Source organism: Aquimarina sp. TRL1, from assembly GCF_013365535.1.
Taxonomy (GTDB): domain Bacteria; phylum Bacteroidota; class Bacteroidia; order Flavobacteriales; family Flavobacteriaceae; genus Aquimarina; species Aquimarina hainanensis.
In genome coordinates this window covers 11,628-30,000 of sequence record NZ_CP053590.1, presented here as the reverse complement: position 1 = coordinate 30,000, position 18,373 = coordinate 11,628, and the positions used below count along the sequence as shown (strand labels likewise).

The 18,373-nt window shown below is 34.4% G+C and carries 16 protein-coding genes (1 of these 16 running past the window's edge); 2 read left to right on the top strand and 14 right to left on the bottom strand.

Going from position 1 to position 18,373, the window contains the following annotated elements:
- A protein-coding gene (locus HN014_RS00140) for a glycosyltransferase family 39 protein (protein ID WP_176026901.1) crosses the window boundary here: on the top strand, nucleotides 1-312 show its 3' portion. The gene continues 1,299 nt to the left of window position 1, outside the view; 312 of the gene's 1,611 nt are visible here — the last part of the coding sequence; its start codon lies off the left edge, out of view; it ends in the stop codon at nucleotides 310-312.
- Here HN014_RS00140 and HN014_RS00135 read toward each other — a convergent pair.
- The 3 genes from HN014_RS00135 to HN014_RS00125 form a co-directional block, all read right to left on the bottom strand.
- Nucleotides 309-3,284 carry a DNA polymerase III subunit alpha gene (locus HN014_RS00135; protein WP_176026900.1) on the bottom strand — a complete coding sequence of 992 codons (2,976 nt, stop codon included), beginning with the start codon at nucleotides 3,282-3,284 and terminating at the stop codon, nucleotides 309-311. The genes HN014_RS00140 and HN014_RS00135 overlap by 4 nt on opposite strands.
- 12 nt (nucleotides 3,285-3,296) lie before the next feature.
- Nucleotides 3,297-4,496 carry a DNA polymerase IV gene (locus HN014_RS00130; protein WP_176026899.1) on the bottom strand — a complete coding sequence of 400 codons (1,200 nt, stop codon included), beginning with the start codon at nucleotides 4,494-4,496 and terminating at the stop codon, nucleotides 3,297-3,299.
- 153 nt (nucleotides 4,497-4,649) lie between these two features.
- Nucleotides 4,650-5,474, bottom strand: a complete 825-nt coding sequence (locus tag HN014_RS00125) for a hypothetical protein (RefSeq protein ID WP_176026898.1) — start codon at nucleotides 5,472-5,474, stop codon at nucleotides 4,650-4,652.
- Between the two features lie 271 nt (nucleotides 5,475-5,745).
- Here HN014_RS00125 and HN014_RS00120 point away from each other — a divergent pair, with 271 nt between their 5' ends.
- Nucleotides 5,746-6,255 (top strand): DinB family protein, encoded by a 510-nt coding sequence (locus HN014_RS00120; protein WP_176026897.1) that lies wholly within the window; start codon nucleotides 5,746-5,748, stop codon nucleotides 6,253-6,255.
- A 19-nt stretch (nucleotides 6,256-6,274) separates the two neighbouring features.
- Here HN014_RS00120 and HN014_RS00115 read toward each other — a convergent pair whose 3' ends face one another.
- The 11 genes from HN014_RS00115 to HN014_RS00065 all read right to left on the bottom strand — a co-directional run bounded on the left by HN014_RS00115 (nucleotide 6,275) and on the right by HN014_RS00065 (nucleotide 17,283).
- On the bottom strand, nucleotides 6,275-6,517 hold the full coding sequence (locus HN014_RS00115) for a DUF6095 family protein (RefSeq protein WP_176026896.1): 243 nt from the start codon (nucleotides 6,515-6,517) through the stop codon (nucleotides 6,275-6,277).
- Entirely contained in the window at nucleotides 6,495-7,319 is an 825-nt protein-coding gene (murQ, locus tag HN014_RS00110) for an N-acetylmuramic acid 6-phosphate etherase (RefSeq protein ID WP_176026895.1), read from the bottom strand. The genes HN014_RS00115 and murQ overlap by 23 nt, the downstream gene beginning before the upstream one ends.
- A 68-nt stretch (nucleotides 7,320-7,387) precedes the next feature.
- On the bottom strand, nucleotides 7,388-8,200 hold the full coding sequence (locus tag HN014_RS00105) for a DUF4249 domain-containing protein (RefSeq protein WP_176026894.1): 813 nt from the start codon (nucleotides 8,198-8,200) through the stop codon (nucleotides 7,388-7,390).
- Between the two features lie 4 nt (nucleotides 8,201-8,204).
- A complete protein-coding gene (locus tag HN014_RS00100; protein WP_176030999.1) occupies nucleotides 8,205-10,574 on the bottom strand; it encodes a TonB-dependent receptor in 2,370 nt (789 codons plus the stop codon).
- A 114-nt stretch (nucleotides 10,575-10,688) separates the two neighbouring features.
- A complete protein-coding gene (locus tag HN014_RS00095) occupies nucleotides 10,689-11,882 on the bottom strand; it encodes a serine hydrolase (protein ID WP_176026893.1) in 1,194 nt (397 codons plus the stop codon).
- A 12-nt stretch (nucleotides 11,883-11,894) separates the two neighbouring features.
- On the bottom strand, nucleotides 11,895-12,041 hold the full coding sequence (locus tag HN014_RS00090; RefSeq protein ID WP_176026892.1) for a hypothetical protein: 147 nt from the start codon (nucleotides 12,039-12,041) through the stop codon (nucleotides 11,895-11,897).
- Entirely contained in the window at nucleotides 12,031-12,711 is a 681-nt protein-coding gene (locus tag HN014_RS00085) for a hypothetical protein (RefSeq protein ID WP_176026891.1), read from the bottom strand. Before HN014_RS00085 ends, HN014_RS00090 begins: the two co-directional genes overlap by 11 nt.
- A 47-nt stretch (nucleotides 12,712-12,758) precedes the next feature.
- Nucleotides 12,759-13,850, bottom strand: coding sequence for a hypothetical protein (locus tag HN014_RS00080; protein ID WP_176026890.1), 1,092 nt, complete (start codon nucleotides 13,848-13,850; stop codon nucleotides 12,759-12,761).
- A complete protein-coding gene (locus HN014_RS00075) occupies nucleotides 13,825-14,373 on the bottom strand; it encodes a hypothetical protein (RefSeq protein WP_176026889.1) in 549 nt (182 codons plus the stop codon). The genes HN014_RS00080 and HN014_RS00075 overlap by 26 nt, the downstream gene beginning before the upstream one ends.
- On the bottom strand, nucleotides 14,370-14,912 hold the full coding sequence (locus HN014_RS00070; RefSeq protein WP_176026888.1) for an RNA polymerase sigma factor: 543 nt from the start codon (nucleotides 14,910-14,912) through the stop codon (nucleotides 14,370-14,372). Before HN014_RS00070 ends, HN014_RS00075 begins: the two co-directional genes overlap by 4 nt.
- A 145-nt stretch (nucleotides 14,913-15,057) precedes the next feature.
- Complete coding sequence (locus HN014_RS00065) at nucleotides 15,058-17,283, bottom strand: NADP-dependent isocitrate dehydrogenase (RefSeq protein ID WP_176026887.1); 2,226 nt, start codon at nucleotides 17,281-17,283, stop codon at nucleotides 15,058-15,060.
- Between the last annotated feature and the right edge of the window lie 1,090 nt (nucleotides 17,284-18,373).

The window sequence follows — 18,373 nt, the reverse complement described above, 5'->3', positions numbered from 1 at the left end:
GTGTTTCCTAAATTGATTGCTCAAAGTCCTGTCGTGTTGGCAAAAAAAGTGATTGATAAAAATACAGATGTACTTGTTTATAAACGTTTTGATGCGTCATTTCCAATTAATTTTCATAAAACATATGCTGTAGTTAACACCGTAGAGGAAGTAGTTGCTTTTCTCAATAACAATCCGAATGGAGTTGTGATGACGAATAAACGCGGGGCAAAAGAGACCCTGGGTATCCTTGAATCGGCAGAAATTATGATGGAGCAGAAAGCATTATTTGAAAATCATACGACTTTGATTTTGAGAAAGAAAAGAGATTAGGTATACCTGGGATCCTGGATATAGTCTTGTTTGACGACTTTACTAATTTCGATACTAAGGAAATCAAACTCTTCAACTACTTTTCCATAGATACGGTAAATACCTTTTCCCTTTAGTTTGTATTTTTTTAGTGTATTAGGAAAAATGACAGTATCGAATATACCCCCTGTTTGGTCTAGAAATGTTCCGAATATCATTCTATGTCCATGGCTAGTAGTTGTCCGTTTGGTAGTTATTAAAAAACCATAGATGTCGATATTCTTATTGATGTAAAAAGGAAGATGTTTTGTAGTGGTTTTGTTTACAGGGGTGTTTTTTAATAGAGGAAAATACCCTTGAAGCGGATAGCCTAGGGCTTCAATTTGCTCAAAGGCTATTTCCAGTAATGATCTATTGATTTTAGGAGGAGTATATTCTATTGGTTTGTCGGTAAATAGAGAGTTTTGTGTTTTAGGATGAGGATTTGTGAGCGTATTCAAATTAAGGTGAGCTACCCATAATAATTCAGACATTGTTTTATTGGTATAGTTAAAGGCGCCTATTTTGATCAAAATACTAAGTTGTTCAATACTGATGGAAACTCTATTTATAAAGTCTTCCAACGATAGAAACTCTCCATTAATACTGCGTTCAGAGAGAAATAATTCACTTGTTTTTGTTTCCAGGTTTCGTAGCATCATAAAGCCTAGATAAACATCTTTCCCTTTTATTACAGCTAGATAGTTGCTATTATTGATACAAGGAGTATGGATAATGCCTCCCAGGAGTTTTATTTCATGGATATACACTTCGGGCATATAAAATCCCCCTCCGTTATTTATCGTGGCTACGAGATATTCTAGGGGGTAATATGTTTTTAGGAATAAACTTTGATAACTTTCTACAGCATAAGAAGCTGAATGTCCTTTGGGAAATGCATAGCCTGCAAAACTGGATATTTGCTCCCATACTTCGTAGATGACTTTTTCTGAATATCCTTCATTTCTACAATTCGAGATGAATCGCTGTTTGACAATCTTAAATTCTTCTCTAGATCTGAATTTTCCACTCATTCCTCTTCGCAGGACATCTGCTTCATCCAGGCTAAGTTTCCCGAAATAGTGCGCTACTTTTATAACGTCTTCCTGATATACCATAATACCGTATGTTTCAGGCATTAATTTTAGCAATATAGGGTGTGCTTTATTGGTTCTGCTGGTATCGTGTTTTCTGAGGATGTATTCCCGCATCATACCGCTTTTGGCTACTCCAGGTCGAATGATGGAACTGGCAGCAACTAATCCTAGATACGAATCGGTTTTTAGTTTATGAAGAAGCATCCGCATGGCAGGAGATTCTACATAGAAACATCCGAGGCATTTGGCATTGCGAATTAAGGCATTGATATGTTTATCTTTTTTGAAAACATTGACATCGTGAATATCGAATGGGGGATGGTCAGGCTGGTTATATCGGATAATTTCTAAGGTATCTTTTATTTTAGCTAATCCTCTTTGTCCTAAAATATCAAATTTATATAAACCGATATCTTCTGCTATAATCATATCAAACTGAACTGTAGAAAATCCTTTTGGAGGCAGGTTTGTAGCACTGTAATTGTGTATCGGTGCTTCTGAGATTAAGATACCACTGGCATGGATGCTGATATAATTGGGTTTTCCCTGAATGAGCTCCCCGTATAAGAGCACAAGTTTACTAATATGATCCAACGTTTCGTATTCATAGTCCTGATTACTTAATTTATCTATTTCGAACTTAGGTAAACCAAATACTTTTCCGAGTTCCCGGACGACTCCTTTATATTGAAATGTGATATAGGTTCCTAATAGAGCTACGTGATTATGTCCGAAAGTATCAAAGATGTATCGGGTTATGTCTTGTCGGTCTTTCCAGGAAAAATCAATATCAAAATCAGGAGGGCTGGTTCGGTGAGAATTAATAAATCGCTCGAAGTATAAGTCGAGTTCTACAGGGTCAACATCTGTTATACGTAGCAAATATGCTACGATGCTATTGGCTCCGCTACCTCTTCCTACGTAATAATATTTTTTCTCCCTGGCATATTTGATGATTTTCCAGTTGATAAGGAAATAAGAAACGAAATTCATTCTATTGATCAGTTCGAGCTCTTTTGTTAATCGGTCTATGATTTTTTGAGAAGGAGATAAGGTTTTATATCGATAGATTAATCCTTCTCTGCATAATTGCTCTAATAAGATATAATCTTTTTTTCGGTCATTAGTATAGCTTTTTTTGTTGAGGGATGGTTTGTTTTTAGAAAAATCAAACTTTATGTTACACTGTTGTTGTAGAGATCGTGTATTCTCTATAATGGATGTGTATTGAGAAAATAACTGTTTTATTTCTTCAGAGGGAACCATTTTTTCAGAAAAACAAGCTTGCTCTTTTTCAGGTAACTGACTTAATAATACATTCATGTCAATTGCTCTTAATAGGCGATGGGTATTATAGTCTTTTTTGGTTCTAAAAGTGACAGGTTGTAGTATAACACATTTATGAAGCATGTTTTTAAGGGAAGAAAAGGGGAGTTTGTTAAGGTCCTTACGGGAAACTCCAATATATTCATTCGTGCTTAGCTGAGATAATCTCATAGTTATCGCTTGTTCATAAGGGTATATGATAAAACAGTCTGTAAGTGGAGGAGCCCGGTGAGGCAATTTTTCTTTTTGGTGTAATGCAGATGATAAAAATGTATTTAATTCCCGAAATCCATTATTGTTTTTGGCTAAACCTATATATAATGAATGTGTATCATTTCTGAAGTCGATACCTACTATTGGTTTTATATTGTAATCAGGGGCTTTTCTGATAAAATTAAGGCAGGCAGAGGTATTATTAATATCCGTAAGTGCAACAGTATCTACGTTATTTTTTTGTGCTAATTCTAGAAGTTCTATTTCTGAGAAAGTACCAAACCGCATACTGTAATATGAGTGACAATTGAGATACATGGAAGAAAGGGATTATTTTTTTAGAGAAAAAGAGTTGCCGACTACATTATGATTTTTATTGTGATGTTTCGTGTCTATGGTAGTTGCTCTAATAACACTTCGTTCTCCATACAGATTTTTTATGTGGTCTAAAGCTTTGTATAACCTTAGTTGCTTTTCATTATCATCAAACAAACTGATTTGATAATTTCCTCCTACAATATGACTATAGCGTATTCCTATAAGACGTACTAAGAGTCTTTTTTGATGTAGTTTATGAAAAAGCTCAAGAATTTTGGGAATAAGAATGTGGTCAGCACTGGTATAAGGAATTTTTATTTGTTTGGTGTGAGTGTTAAAATCAGAATACCGGATCTTAACAGCAATACATGCTGTTAATTTATTATCTTTTCTTAATTGGTATGCTAAATTCTCAGTCATAGCAATGAGGATACTTCTGAGTTTATAGATATCAATAGTGTCTTTGTCAAATGTTCTTTCTGTTGATATAGATTTCCGATCAGAAAAAGCAACGACAGGTGTATTGTCAATTCCGTTGGCTCTTTTCCAGATAATGATTCCGTTTTTTCCTAATACACCTTTAAGCATTTCTACCGGCATTTCCTGAAGTGTTTTGATATATCGTATTCCAAAATTTCTTAGGGTATGGTAGGTTTGATCTCCTACCATTGGGATTTTTTTGACAGATAAAGGGGCAAGAAATAGTTTCTCCTGACCAATATCAATTTTTGATTTACTATTTGGTTTTCCTTCGTTTGCAGCAATTTTAGAGACTACTTTATTGCCAGAGAGTCCGAATGATATAGGAAGTCCGGTTTCTTTTATCACTTTTTTACGTAATTCCATGGCATATTTATATACGCCAAAGAAGCGATCCATTCCGGAAAGATCAGCGTAGAATTCATCAATACTTGATTTTTCTAATACAGGGACCTGTTCTTTGATAATTTGAGTAACAACCTCTGAATATTTAGTATAGGTTGTTGTATCTCCTTTGATAATAATCGCCTCGGGGCATAATTCTCTAGCTATCTTCATAGGCATTCCTGCATGAACGCCATAAGCTCTTGTTTCATAGCTGCATGCAGCAATAACACTTCTGTCACTGGTTCCTCCTATGAGGATTGGTTTTTTAGTTAGGGATGTATTAATCAATCTTTCTACAGATACATAAAATGTATCAAGGTCAAGGTGTAAAATAGCTCTGTTCATTATAAAATAGGAAAAAATCCAAATTTATGGAATTATTCCTATTTTATTATCGAAATTACCTTAAAAAAAGACAAGAAAAAAGCGACATCAAAAGAATCGATGTCGCTTCTTAAAAATTTTATTTTGGGGCTACAAAATAAAATAATGTGCTCTTTAGTTCTCTACAGAAGAAGCAAATTGTTGCATAGCTGTTTTGGTTAGTTCTTTGGCTCTGTCAATATAGAACGTTTTAGTATCTCCTAAAGATTCATTTTTTAATGCATTTTCAGGTCTGATATAATTTCCTTTATTGGATTCGAAAGTAGAGTTTTCATTTAGTACTACACTGAGTTCCTGTAATGCATTTTCTAATTTCTGTAGCGCCAATTCGGCTTTGTTTTTTATAATCGTTTGCTCTTTAAGTTCAGCTAAACGTTTTGCTTCAAATTCGGCTTTTTTCTTGTTTTGTTCAGCAATTTGTTGTTGAAGCTTTTGTTGTTCGATTTCTAATTGACGTCTTTTTTCTTCTAATTCTTTTTGCTTTCTGGCTACTTCCATAGAAGCTTCTGCAATAGAATCATCTTCGGGGGAATCAAGAGATGCAACGTCGTCAGCATCAGAATATGAACCGCTATTAGCCTGACAATTCGTTAATACCTCTAAGATTTTTGATCCTTGTTCTTTTACTCGCTTTACATAGAATCTACTACGTTCATATGTGTCTTGCTCCAGAGAGCTTTCTAAGTCTACTCTGGCCTCATAAGCCATTTTATTGGCTTCGGTACATCCACATTTTTCACTTAATTCTTCTACTTTTAAATAAGATTCTATTGCTTTATCTGCATATTCTTGTGTGTGAAATACATTATTAGCTCCGTGCGCTTTTTTTGTATGTGAGTAGGCATAACTTGCAGCGGTTAATGCATCATCATAGTTGTTTTGCGCATTTGCTTTTGGAATAAAACATAATAGAAATAGAGTGAGTGCTATCTTTTTCATTAAATTGGGGCTTTAAATGATAAAACAATATTACAATATTTTTTTTTGAATTTCAACAAAAATTGTATTTAATCGACGAAATACGCATTTTGTCTTAATTTTTACGGTTTTACCTTATATGGGGTGATATTTGTCCTACCGTTATGAAATCGTAAAAATTTTGTTAATCATTACTTAATAGTAAGTAAGAAGTCGTTTTTAAAAGTAAAAAATAACATATATGTGAAAAAACTTATGTAATTTACTAGTATCTAAAACGTCTAACCCTCGCATGAAACGACAAATTATTTCTTCGATCAACCACAACCTTAATAGCGCAGTAACATTATTACAAACTATAAAATCGGATGTTTATTGTGATACTTCTATAGGTCCTTATTATTCTAGTATTGGATCTCATATCAGGCATACATTGGATTTTTTCTATTGCGTTATTAATGGCTTAGATTCTAACAATATAGATTTAACGGCAAGAAAGAGAGATGAGCGTATCGCTACAGATAGACAAGTAGCAGTAAATTGTATTTATGAGTTGCAACAAACACTGTGTTCGTATGTAGATGTGAATACTGATTATTTATTGCACGTGACTGATAATATGGGAAAAGGAAAAATTACAGTAGATTATACCTTGGAAAGTATTTTAGCCCATGCCAATAGTCATGCTACTCATCATTATGCTATTATAGGATATATACTACATCAATTAAACGTAGGGATAGCAATCGAAGGTTTCGGATATAATCCAACATCTCCTGTTAATAAACGAGAAGGAATATAACACCTTGGCAAAATAGGAATTATTTTTTCTTTTTCTTTCCGAACATGGACTCCATAACTGTTTGTAACCCCCGAAATCCCATAAAGACAGCAAAGATAGCACCTGCTATTCCAAGAATAAGTATTGGAATATATAGGGGATGGTCCTGATTTTTAAAAGCTGAATGAATAATAACCGGACTGATGAACATACATAGGATAGCTAAAGCTATTCGTTGTACTCCTTTTGCCAGTAGTGGTTTATCTGTTCTTTTTTGTTCCATAGTTCTCGATTGCGTCACGGACACTACCGTACTGTTTTAATAAATCATTTGCTATTTCATAACTGACATTGATTTCTTTCATGATCATTCGTGTACCTCTGTCAATTAATTTGTTATTACTAAGCTGCATATCGACCATTTTGTTTCCTTTTACTCTACCTAATTGAATCATCGTAGAGGTAGAAATCATATTAAGGATTAATTTTTGGGCGGTACCGGCTTTCATTCTCGAACTTCCTGTAAGAAACTCAGGTCCTACAATGACAGTAACAGGGAATTGAGCGGTTTTTTCTAAAGGGCTACCAGCATTACAGGTAATACATCCTGTGAGGATTCCATTTTTATTACAGGTTTCTAATGCTCCAATTACATAGGGAGTTGTTCCGGAAGCAGCAATTCCTATAACGGTGTCTTTTTTAGAAATATCATATCTCTGCAGGTCTTTCCATCCTTGTTCGGTACTATCTTCAGCAAATTCAATTCCTTTTCGGATTGCTTCTTCTCCTCCGGCAATGATACCTACGACCCACTCATGAGGAACCCCAAATGTTGGAGGACATTCACTGGCATCAACAATTCCCAATCGACCACTTGTTCCTGCACCAATATAGAATAATCGTCCCCCTTCTTTCATTCGTTTTGCTATTTGGCTGACCAATGCTTCTATTTGAGGGATTACTTTTTCTATGGCATCCGGAACTGTTTTATCCTCCTTATTGATGTTTGTTAATACCTCATTAATAGTCATTTTTTCCAAATCATTATAATGAGAATCTTTTTCTGTGGTTTTGGTAAAAGTCATACCCCAAAAATAGACATTTTTGGGGTATGACTCTGATAGATTATTTCTTTTTTAGACCTAAAGAATAATTACTTTTTTATAGTAAAGGGAACACGGTCTGTCTCTGAAATACTAAAGTACCCCAAAGGATAATTATCAGCAGTAGTATTGTTTATTATATTTCCCCTTAGTAATACGGGAGGAGTTCCAAAAGGACCTCCATCAGCATCACTCTGATCAATTACTAAGTTCATATAGTTGTAATATTGTTTGTTAACTCCCAGAATTTTAATGGTAACGTCTTTATCTTCTTCCATATCTTCATAGAAATAAGAAAAAGAAAAAGTTTCTCCTTGATAAAAACGATCTTCACTAGCCAAGAATAAATTCATATCAAAATCAAATAGGTAGAAGTCGTCCTGGTCAGGAATATCAGTAAATGTGATGATAACTTCTGTTTCATCTCCATCTAATAAGATTTTATCTCCCTGAACAATCGTATCTATTTTCGGAGCTGGGATTCGTTTGGCTATAGCAGTATATGTTTCTTCTTTATAGATCACTGTGAGTTCGTATTCAGTATCGATTACAGGAGTAAAAGAAGTTGTCGGGAGGAAGATTCCTGCTTCTGTTGATTCGGCAAAAGGGTATGTTATGTTATTGTTTATATCAGTAACAAAGACCGTTGCGTCACTTACAGCCGGGATTGTACTATCAAAGAAAGGGGCTGATAGTGTCAATTTTACAGTAGGATCAACCGTTACAGGAGTTTCGTGTTTGTATATTTCAAAGGAAGCATCAATCACCAATCTTGGTTTTCCTTCGGGTATATCTACATGAACAACTTCTTCACAGCTGATGCAGAGTAATAAAGAAAGTAGTATATAGCTTATTTTTTTCATTTTCTTAAAATTTGAAATTATAGGTAACCGCAGGAACGATTCCAAAAATAGAGGTTTTTATCGCTTCGTTTACGAGGGTTTCGTCATTCTGACCAAAAGAGATCGATGCGGCATTTTTTCGGTCATACACGTTATAAATGCTAAAAACCCATTCCCCTTTCCATTTTCTGTTGTTATTTTTTCGTGGGGTTAAAGTGGCAGAGATGTCTACTCTGTGATATGATGGTAATCGCTGATTGTTTCTAGCCCCATCATATATAGGAACAATGAGTCCTTTATAATCAAATTGTCCGGAAGGGTAGTTGGTAGGTTGTCCGGTTTGGAAAATAAAGTTAGCTCCAAATTTCCATTTTTTATTTATTTCATAACTCCCGTTAATAGATATATCATGTGTTTTGTCATAGGGAGTATTGTACCAATTTCCATTATTGACTCCTGTTTCCACAGCTGTTCTTCCTGGAGTTCGTTGTTCTGATTTAGAAAGTGTATAAGCAATCCATCCTTTTAGGTTTCCTTCATTTTTTCTGATTAATACTTCCCATCCATATGCTCTGGCTTCACCATTGAGAATATCCTGCTCTATCGCATTATTAGCAATTAATTCGGCCCCATCTATATAGTCAATTCGGTTTTTAATTTCTTTATAAAACACTTCTGTTTCCAGAGAATAATCATTATCCTTGATACTTTTGAAATATCCCAAAGCATATTGATCCAGTAATTGCGGTTTTACATATTTTCCACTGGGAGTCCATACATCTAATGGAGTAGGGGAGTTTGTGTTTGATAACAGGTGCAGGTATTGAGCCATTCGGTTATAACTGGCCTTAATAGAAGATGTATTATTAAAAGCATAAGACAGCGCAAGACGAGGCTCTATATTGGTGAAGGTTTTGATTCGATCACTTCGCTTATAACTTTCAGTTCGGATAGGACTAGCTTCTTCATAAATTTGCAAGGTTTCGTTAAAAAGTAAAGGATTGTCATTTTCATAGATATTTAACTCATCTTGCCCTAATCGGGTAAAGTTACTAACCCGTACCCCATATTGAAGTGTCAGATTATTGGATATTTTGTGTTTGGCGTCAAGGTATACCCCCAGTTCATTAGCATATTTATTGATTAATTGTTCATTTTTGATTCCTGAGGTTTCACTATTAGGCTTAATTTCTCCGGGGTTGAATCGGTAGTAGATGTTGTTAACTCCGTAGTTAAGCTGATAGTTGTCACTTAAGTAGTGTTTTAAGTCGTATTTCAGGTTGAAATTTCTTATACCGGAATCCCATTTAAATCCTACAAAATTTAATTCCAGTCCATAATAATAATCAGAGTAAATCAATGATAGATTAGAAAAGAGTTTATCGGAGAATAAGTGATTCCAACGAAGGTTGAGAACACTATTTCCATAGGTGTTTTCAAAAACGTCGTCAATAGCAAAAATATCCCTCCCAAAATATCCGGATAAGAATATATTGTTATTGTCATTCAGCTTGTAGTTTAGCTTGGTGTTTAAGTCATAGAAATAAGCAATATTGTCATTATTGAATAAAGGAAGAAATAAATGAGCATAAGAGGCACGACCTCCAGCTAGGAATGCTCCTTTTTCCTTAGCGATGGGACCTTCTACCAGTAATCGGCTAGATACAGCACCAATTCCTCCATTGGCATGAAATGATTTACTGTTTCCTTCTTTTTGATAGATATCCAGTACTGAAGAAACTCTTCCTCCATATCTGGCAGGGATTCCTCCTTTATATAATTTCAAATCTTTAATAGCATCGGGATTAAAGACAGAGAAAAAACCAAAAAGGTGAGAGGAATTAAAGATTGTAGCTTCATCTAGGAGAATTAAATTCTGATCTGCAGCTCCTCCACGAACATTAAACCCCGAAGCTCCTTCGCCTCCACTGGTAACTCCAGGAAGCAATACGATTGATTTTATAACATCAGCTTCTCCGAGTACGACAGGGATTTGCTTGATAGTTCCGGCAGATAGTTTGTTAATACTCATCTGTGGATTTTTAATACTTACCCGTTCTACATTTTCTGTAATGACTACTTCATCTAATGACTCAGAAGCTTCTAGTAACTGAAAATTTAGTTTTTTGTCTTTATCGAGGACGATTTCCTGAATAATGTCCTGGAACCCCATATAACTTACTACTAGTTGATAGTTTCCTTTGGGTAATGTAATGGAATAAAAACCGTATTCATTGGTAGTTGCTCCTTTGGCAATATCGGGAAAGAGGACATTGACCCCTATTAATGTTTCATTGCTGGACTGTTCTGATATAACGCCGCTTAATGTGAATTTTTCCTGACTAAAACTGGAAAATCCAATAGTGAGAAAGAGCAATGTTATCAGCTTTCTTATTGATTGATGTTTTTTCAAAATTGGTGATGTTTTTTGATTGTTTGGTATTTAAAAATGTGTATAGTAATCAAAGGTAGGATATTTCTATTCGCAAAATATTAGAGAAATGTGAAATTAATAAGAGGTGTTATTTTTTAACACATTCCATATTTTCCGAATAGATATCACTACATCTGGATTAAAGTCGTCACTCATATTTGTCATAAAATAGTACCCTCTGTTTTTTATAGGGTCAATTAAGCAAATAGTCATAATTCCGGGATCTCCTCCATCGTGGTAGATTTTAGTATTTGGTAATTCCCAAAAAAGTCCTCCTTTGGTTTCTTTTATTGGAGCCAGTGTTGCCTGATGTGTGAAGATTTCCCGATACGATTGTTCGGATAAAAGCGTTCCTTTTCCATGATAAGCGTTTATGATTTCTATCATGTATTTTGTAAAGTCGGTGGTATTAGTAAGCACTCCTCCATCTGCTTTTGTGATGAGAGAATACATGGGGGTTTTTAACTCTTTTTCATAATAGAGTGTCGCATGAAGATTCATATCGATTTGATTGAAACTCCATCCGGTATCATTCATTTGTAAAGGAGAAAAAATATGTTTTTTTGTATAGTCTTCATAAGACATTCCAGTAGCTTGTTCTATAACATAGGCAGCTAATGCTGCTCCAATATTGCTGTATTCATATTTTGATCCCGGAGCATTAGAGAGAAAAGTCTCCTTGGTGTACCAGTTTCCAGAAGAAGATAATGCATTTTGAAAGAAAATAGCATCATCTATTTTTTTATTTCCTTTTATAGTTGAAATCAGCGGATGATACTCTTGCGGGTAATAAGAAGGATCTACTTGTTCCGGATGTTCAAAGACATAACTTTTATAGTATGTAATGTCATCAGAAATCCCCGATGTATGTGTAGCCAGGTGTCTTATTGTGATTGGTTTTTCGGGATGATAGGGATGTGTAATATCAAAAGGGAGATAGGTATTGATATCTGCGTCTAATTGCAACTTTTGTTGTTCTACTGCTTTCATAATGGCAATAGCGATATAAGTTTTGGAAATAGAACCAATATTATGAATGGTACGATCGTCATATTTTTTTTGCTGTTCTATATCGGCATAACCAAATGCATTTTTATACAATACACTCGAGTCATCTGTAATGGCTACAGAGAAGCCGGCAAGCAAAGACTCTTTGTATAACTTTTCTAATTTGTCATCTAATAATTTCGTTGAGTTTGGGGATGCGTCGTCCTTCTCACAGGATATTAAGAATAATAAAACTGGGAGTAACCTCAAAAATAATTTCATAATTGTTTTCTTTTAGGTGCTAACCAAAGGGTTTATTTGTTTTTGATTCAGCATTTTCTTACTGAATGGTTGATGTGTATGGCTCAGATATATTTTGGAATTCTGAACATATACATAGATGGTTTGTATGGGGAGATTGTCTTTTGTATTACGATTCATTAGAGAGCTTTTTTTTATAACGGTTTCTACCTAGATTAAAGACTCCAATTTTTATTCCAAGATCTATAGAATACCCGTTGATACGGGTAATAGCATCAGGATGAATAGTAAACTTACTGGAGAAACGGTATTTAGCTCCAGCTTCTATTTGTACATATCTCGAAAAATTGAATAGTATATTAACTCCCGGTTCCACAACAAAAACCTGATCTGACGTTGTCGCTTCATGCTCTCCTTTATTCGAAGAAGATTCTTCTATATATGCTACTACTCCAGGACCGATTAGAATAGGGAATGATACATTGATTTTCGATTTGGAAAAGAGTATGGGTTCTAAATGAACTCCTCCATATGTTCCTACTACGTCTCCTGTAGTACTGCTTATATCATTAGAAGAAATATTATCTGCGGAAGTTTGATCAGAGTAAAAAAACTTTGCAGCAATTCCGTATTCAAACTTTCTATTTGCTACATATGCTAGTTTTATTCCTGCGTTTATAGTGTTTCTACGATCGATTTTTCCGTATCCGGTATTGATCCCAAGATAGATTCCATGTACAATGTTTTTTCGATCGTTAAATTCTATATAATCGTTGTTTTTTTCCTGGGCTATGATACCTGATAGTTGTATTATAAGGAAGAAGATAATTGGTATTGGATGGGTTTTCATGGAGTTGTTTTTATTGATTGATGAATTTTTTGTTGTAAAAGTGTTTTTTATTCTGATAATATAATGATGCCTTTTTTTCCTGTAATAGTGGTTTGCCCTTTTCGGATATCTCCATAGGAAGCTTTGATGGTTCGTATTCGTTTTCCCTTATCAATTACATGGGTATTTATATCACTGAATGATGTAGGAACTCTTAGTAAACCTTGCTCCAGGGTGGCTTCAAAATTAAAAGAGGTTCCATTGACATTTATATTGATTTCTGAAGATTCCTGATTAATATCAATGTTGGGACTTGGGGTATCTATTTTTGCAATCCGAAAATCAGCTACCTTCATCGTTGTGTTGATATGACTGGCTAATAATGATATATGTGTTTCTGAGTATTTTAAATCTCCTGTGATATGTGTGGCTTTTTGGATATCGATAATATCTTTGCTCGAAACTATTTCCAGTGTGGTAACAGATGCAATATTAATTTTAGATCCGGCACTTTTTAGTCGTAGATTTTTGGACTCTTGAAGCGTGAGCGCTCCGTTTTTTAGCATAATATTACCATATGTGATATTTTTCGTTTTTAGTTTTCCAAAGTTGACCTCAATATTGGCATTGGTCAAATGTTCATTGATCCACATATCTCCATGTTTGACATTGGCTTTTAATTTTCCGGTCCAGTCACTTATAATAATATCTCCATATTTATTAGAAATTTCAACTTCAGTATTTACAGGGAGATTAATGGTGTAATTAATCTCAATATTAGTTTTATCTCTGTCGAAAGGGGCTGCTTTTTTGAAATATTGAGAGAATAAACTACTGCTTTTGTCTCGTATTTCTGAGGTTATACTCATAAAATCATTCGCGGTTTTGAAAATGGGCTCAATCCGGTCAATGAGCTCCTGAGCATTTTCTTTTTTCTTATGTGTAACCTGAATGTCTATAGTGATCTTTACAGAGTTTTTATCCCATCCGTTAATGATGATGTCTCCGTACTTATTATTGATGCTTATTTCTCCTGCATTTGTCATGAACTGCTCTTTTTCTACTTTTTTGCTTATTTTTTCTTGAGCAAAGGCAGTAGTAGGCATCCAAATACAAATCAGGATAAAAATGTATTTATAGAATATATCCTTCCTCATCATTCTTTAATTTTTTAGCAGTATTTATTTGATTTAATAAATTTTCTATTAATTCAATTCTTTTTTTATAGTTCTTGACAATAGCTTCTAGAATACGTTCATTATTCAGATTTTTTCTCATCTCTATTTTTAAGAGGTCATACTCTTTATCGAGTTCATCCATAAAGATTAAAAACTCTTCCTTATCTGAAGGGAGTAATTTGGGGTTGTTTTGGATGCGTGCTACTTGATTAGAAACCAATCTCTGGTAGTATTGATCAATATCTAATAACTCTTGATTAGCCATGGATTGATCAGAAGTGCCCGTGGGGTTATTTATCATTAAACTAATGATTGAAAACACTCCTGCTATTATAATGATACTGGCAGCTATTTTCAAAACAGGATATTGATACCATGATCGTTTTTTAGAAGCGGAAGCATCCAATTCAGATGAAATAGCATTCCACATGGTATCATGATTAGTATGATAAGTGTCGAATTTATCTCTGTTTTGAGAGATGTATTTTTCAAAATCGTCCATCATAATGTTTTAATTATCGCAACTAATTTTTTCTTGGCTCTGTGATATTGTGATTTAGATGTTGAGGTGGAAATAGTCAGTATTTCACCAATTTCGACATGATCATATCCTTCTATTAGGTATAGGTTGATTATTTGCCTATATCCATCAGGAAGCATAGAGATCCCTTTTTTTATTTTTTCAACATCCAGCATATCAATATCATATTCGGTCGTTTCTGATGTCAAATGAAATTCATTTGGCGCTATGGAAACAATAGGTACTCGTTTTAACTTTAGATGATTTATACTTTTGTTAATGACAATTCGTTTTAGCCAGGAACCAAAAGTGCTTTCATATCTGAATTTTTCAAGATTCTTAAAAGCTTCTATAAAACTTTCTTGGGTAACATCTTCTGCATCTTCTTTTATATTCAACATACGCATACTGATATTATACATCGCATCTACATATAGCTTGTATAATTGATATTGCGAATTCCTGTCACCGGACTTGCTTTTCTCAACCAGTTCTTTATGGGTATATAGAATGTTAGTTTCCAATTATTCTTTTTGAAACTTTTAATGTTTATTTCTATTGACAACCAAAAAAGAAAAGGGTTGCACATAAGAAGAAAAAAAATAAAAAAAGGTAAAAAAAAACCTGCTCTATACAGAACAGGTTTGATATTGAGTGCTTTATAAATACTTATGCATTTATAATAGCATTTAGTGTTTCGCTAGGTCTCATTGCTTCAGAAACTTTTTTAGGATTAGGCCAGTAATATCCATCGATATCTACAGGTTTGCCTTGAGAATTGTTTAATTCTTCTATAATTGTAGTTTCGTTTGTGCTTAATTGCTCTGCAACAGCAATGAATTCTTTTTGCAATTCTGCATTTTTATTTTGTTGTGCTAAGGCTTCAGCCCAGTATAATGCTAAGTAGAAATGACTTCCTCTATTGTCTAGTTCATTTACTTTTCTTGATGGGGACTTTTTGTTATCCAGGAATTTTACTGTTGCTTCATCAAGTGTTTCAGCTAATACGAGTGCTTTGTCGTTATTGTTCTTTTCTCCAAGATGTTCTAATGATACAGCAAGTGCCAGAAATTCTCCAAGGGAATCCCAACGTAAGTGTCCTTCTTTATTAAATTGCTGTACGTGCTTAGGGGCAGATCCTCCTGCTCCTGTTTCAAACAAGCCTCCTCCATTCATCAAAGGAACAATAGATAGCATTTTAGCGCTGGTTCCCAGTTCTAAAATTGGGAATAAATCGGTATTGTAATCCCGTAGTACATTCCCTGTTACAGAGATAGTATCTTTTCCTTCTTTAATACGTTCTAAAGAAAAACGAGTTGCTAGTCTTGGGGACAGAATTCTGATATCAAGTCCTGTTGTATCGTGATCTTTTAGATATGCATTTACTTTTTTGATTAGTTGAGCATCATGAGCTCTGGCTTCATCCAACCAAAATACAGCAGGGGTATTGGTAGCTTTTGATCGGGTAACAGCGAGTTTAACCCAGTCTCTGATAGGTGCATCTTTTACCTGACACATACGCCAGATATCACCTTCTGCTACAGGGTGCTCGATAAGTACTTTTCCTGCAGCGTCTACTACGCGAACTACTCCTTCTTCTTTGATCTCAAATGTCTTATCATGAGATCCGTATTCTTCTGCTTTTTGAGCCATTAATCCTACATTGGGAACAGTTCCCATAGTAGTAGGGTCAAAAGCCCCGTGTTTTTTACAAAAATCTATAGTCTCCTGATACACTCCTGCATATGAACTATCAGGAATTACTGCTTTAGTATCTTGTGTTTTTCCTTCAGCATCCCACATCTGTCCAGAGTTACGTATCATTGCAGGCATAGAAGCGTCAATGATTACATCACTTGGTACGTGTAGATTGGTAATTCCCTTATCGGAATCAACCATTGCCAATTTAGGTCCGTTTTTATATACAGCTGCAATATCAGCTTCTATTTGCTGTCTTTTTTCGGCAGGTAAATGTTGAATTTTGTTAACTAAGTCACCAAAACCATTATTAACTTCTACACCAAGTTCATCTAATATGTCTGCGTGTTTTTCGAAAACATCATGAAAGAACGTAGTTACTGCATGTCCAAAAATAATAGGATCAGATACTTTCATCATTGTTGCTTTCATGTGTAATGAGAAAAGCACATTGTTTGCTTTTGCATCAGCGATTTGTTCCTGCAGAAAAGCGGTTAAGGCTTTTTTGTTCATCACAGAAGCATCAATGATTTCTCCTTCTAGTACAGGAGTTGTTTCTTTTAAAACAGTTACGTTTCCTGAATTGTTAACCAGTTCGATTCTTACATCTCCTGCTTGCTCGATGGTTAAGGATTTCTCGTTTGATCTAAAATCCCCACTTCCCATAGTCGCTACATGGGTTTTGGATTCTGGAGTCCATGCGCCCATACTATGTGGGTTGTTTTTAGCATATGCCTTAACAGGTTTAGGAGCTCTACGATCAGAGTTTCCTTCTCTAAGAACCGGATTTACTGCACTTCCTTTTACTTTGTCATATTTTGCTTTGATTGCTCTTTCTTCATCATTAGCAGGTTCTTCAGGATAATTAGGAATCGCATATCCCTGACTTTGTAATTCTGTGATTGTGGCTTTTAATTGAGGAATAGAAGCACTGATATTAGGTAATTTTATAATATTTGCTTCAGGTCTTTTAGCTAATTCTCCTAATTCAGATAATGCATCCGCTTGCTTTTGTTCTTCGCTAAGATGCTCTGGGAATACAGCTAAAACTCTAGCAGCTAATGATATGTCTTTAGTTTCTATGGTAATATCTGCAGCTTTTGTAAATTTTTCTACAATAGGTAAGAAAGAATGTGTAGCTAAAAAAGGAGCTTCGTCCGTTTTGGTGTAAATGATCTTAGAAGTTTCGATCGACATATTTTTGAGTTTTTGATAGGGAACGATTACCTGCTTTTGATAAGAAGAATATGACGTCCCTGTATTTTATATTTTATAATCCTTAGAAAATTCAGTTTTCGGCAGTAAAGGGTGTACCTGATGTAATACTGCTTTTGTAAGCAGCAGATATATTGCTCAACATTAAAATTTTCCGAAGGCGAATATACAAATCTAGACAGGCAATTCCAACCCAAAGAAACGGTAGTTTTATGTTAAGTTTTGATTACTGATTGTAGATGAAAAGTAAAAAAAGTATTGTTTTGTGATATTGAAAATAGGATAGGGGCTAGATTTTCGTTACTTCAAAAAATGTAAGAAATCTGGCTTCTTTTTTGAGAATAATGAAAATGTGTTTTTTTAGTAAAACAAGATAGGAATGAATCTCTTTTGTTAGTATTAAAAAGCCATATCAAAATATACAAATTTCGATATGGCTTTTGTTTGGAAATTAACACTCCTATTTGTGCACCTTTTATCTAAAAGGAGTATATAAGGAATCCAATTTCCTCGTTTTTTGAGCACGTTTATGTCATTCAAATAAGGATTTGACTATATAAAACTACGACATTGATCGTGATAAAGTATTGTATATGAGATTACTTTTTTAGCTAGTGGTCTATATATTGAAGTTGCCTCATCAAATGAGGCTTTAATACGCCGAAATTTCTTCAGAATACAATTTCCTTCTCATAAGTATCCCGTAAGTTTCCTTAAAGGTGTTTACTTAATAAAATAGCGCCAGCTTCTTGTTGCCAATCATGTACTATTGCTGAATTTTTTCCTTTGAATTTCATTTCGAAATGATTTTTTAAATACACTTTAATCTGATATTTCCCATACAACAAACCTTCTTTTGTCCCGATATAAAGATTTACAGAATGCTAAATATTAGATCTGGGTTTGTAGAAAGGTTTACTCAAATCAAAATAAATGTAAATACAAAATTATTTCAAGGATGTACTCAGAGAAATAACTTTATGCGAATTATGTACTGATTGTCCAAATTGTAGTTTTTCACGTTCTCAAAGAGCGATAAATTATCTACAGAAAATCCTTGTGTCATTTCTTG

What these genes read in the sequence shown, in the direction of transcription:
- HN014_RS00080 (WP_176026890.1), bottom strand. Translation starts at nt 13,850, where the DNA reads ATGATGAGGAAGGATATATTCTATAAATACATTTTTATCCTGATTTGT.
- HN014_RS00135 (WP_176026900.1), bottom strand. Translation starts at nt 3,284, where the DNA reads ATGTATCTCAATTGTCACTCATATTACAGTATGCGGTTTGGTACTTTC.
- HN014_RS00065 (WP_176026887.1), bottom strand. Translation starts at nt 17,283, where the DNA reads ATGTCGATCGAAACTTCTAAGATCATTTACACCAAAACGGACGAAGCT.
- HN014_RS00105 (WP_176026894.1), bottom strand. Translation starts at nt 8,200, where the DNA reads ATGAAAAAAATAAGCTATATACTACTTTCTTTATTACTCTGCATCAGC.
- murQ (WP_176026895.1), bottom strand. Translation starts at nt 7,319, where the DNA reads ATGACTTTTACCAAAACCACAGAAAAAGATTCTCATTATAATGATTTG.
- HN014_RS00090 (WP_176026892.1), bottom strand. Translation starts at nt 12,041, where the DNA reads ATGAATCGTAATACAAAAGACAATCTCCCCATACAAACCATCTATGTA.
- HN014_RS00130 (WP_176026899.1), bottom strand. Translation starts at nt 4,496, where the DNA reads ATGAACAGAGCTATTTTACACCTTGACCTTGATACATTTTATGTATCT.
- HN014_RS00115 (WP_176026896.1), bottom strand. Translation starts at nt 6,517, where the DNA reads ATGGAACAAAAAAGAACAGATAAACCACTACTGGCAAAAGGAGTACAA.
- HN014_RS00095 (WP_176026893.1), bottom strand. Translation starts at nt 11,882, where the DNA reads ATGAAATTATTTTTGAGGTTACTCCCAGTTTTATTATTCTTAATATCC.
- HN014_RS00120 (WP_176026897.1), top strand. Translation starts at nt 5,746, where the DNA reads ATGAAACGACAAATTATTTCTTCGATCAACCACAACCTTAATAGCGCA.
- HN014_RS00075 (WP_176026889.1), bottom strand. Translation starts at nt 14,373, where the DNA reads ATGATGGACGATTTTGAAAAATACATCTCTCAAAACAGAGATAAATTC.
- HN014_RS00085 (WP_176026891.1), bottom strand. Translation starts at nt 12,711, where the DNA reads ATGAAAACCCATCCAATACCAATTATCTTCTTCCTTATAATACAACTA.
- HN014_RS00125 (WP_176026898.1), bottom strand. Translation starts at nt 5,474, where the DNA reads ATGAAAAAGATAGCACTCACTCTATTTCTATTATGTTTTATTCCAAAA.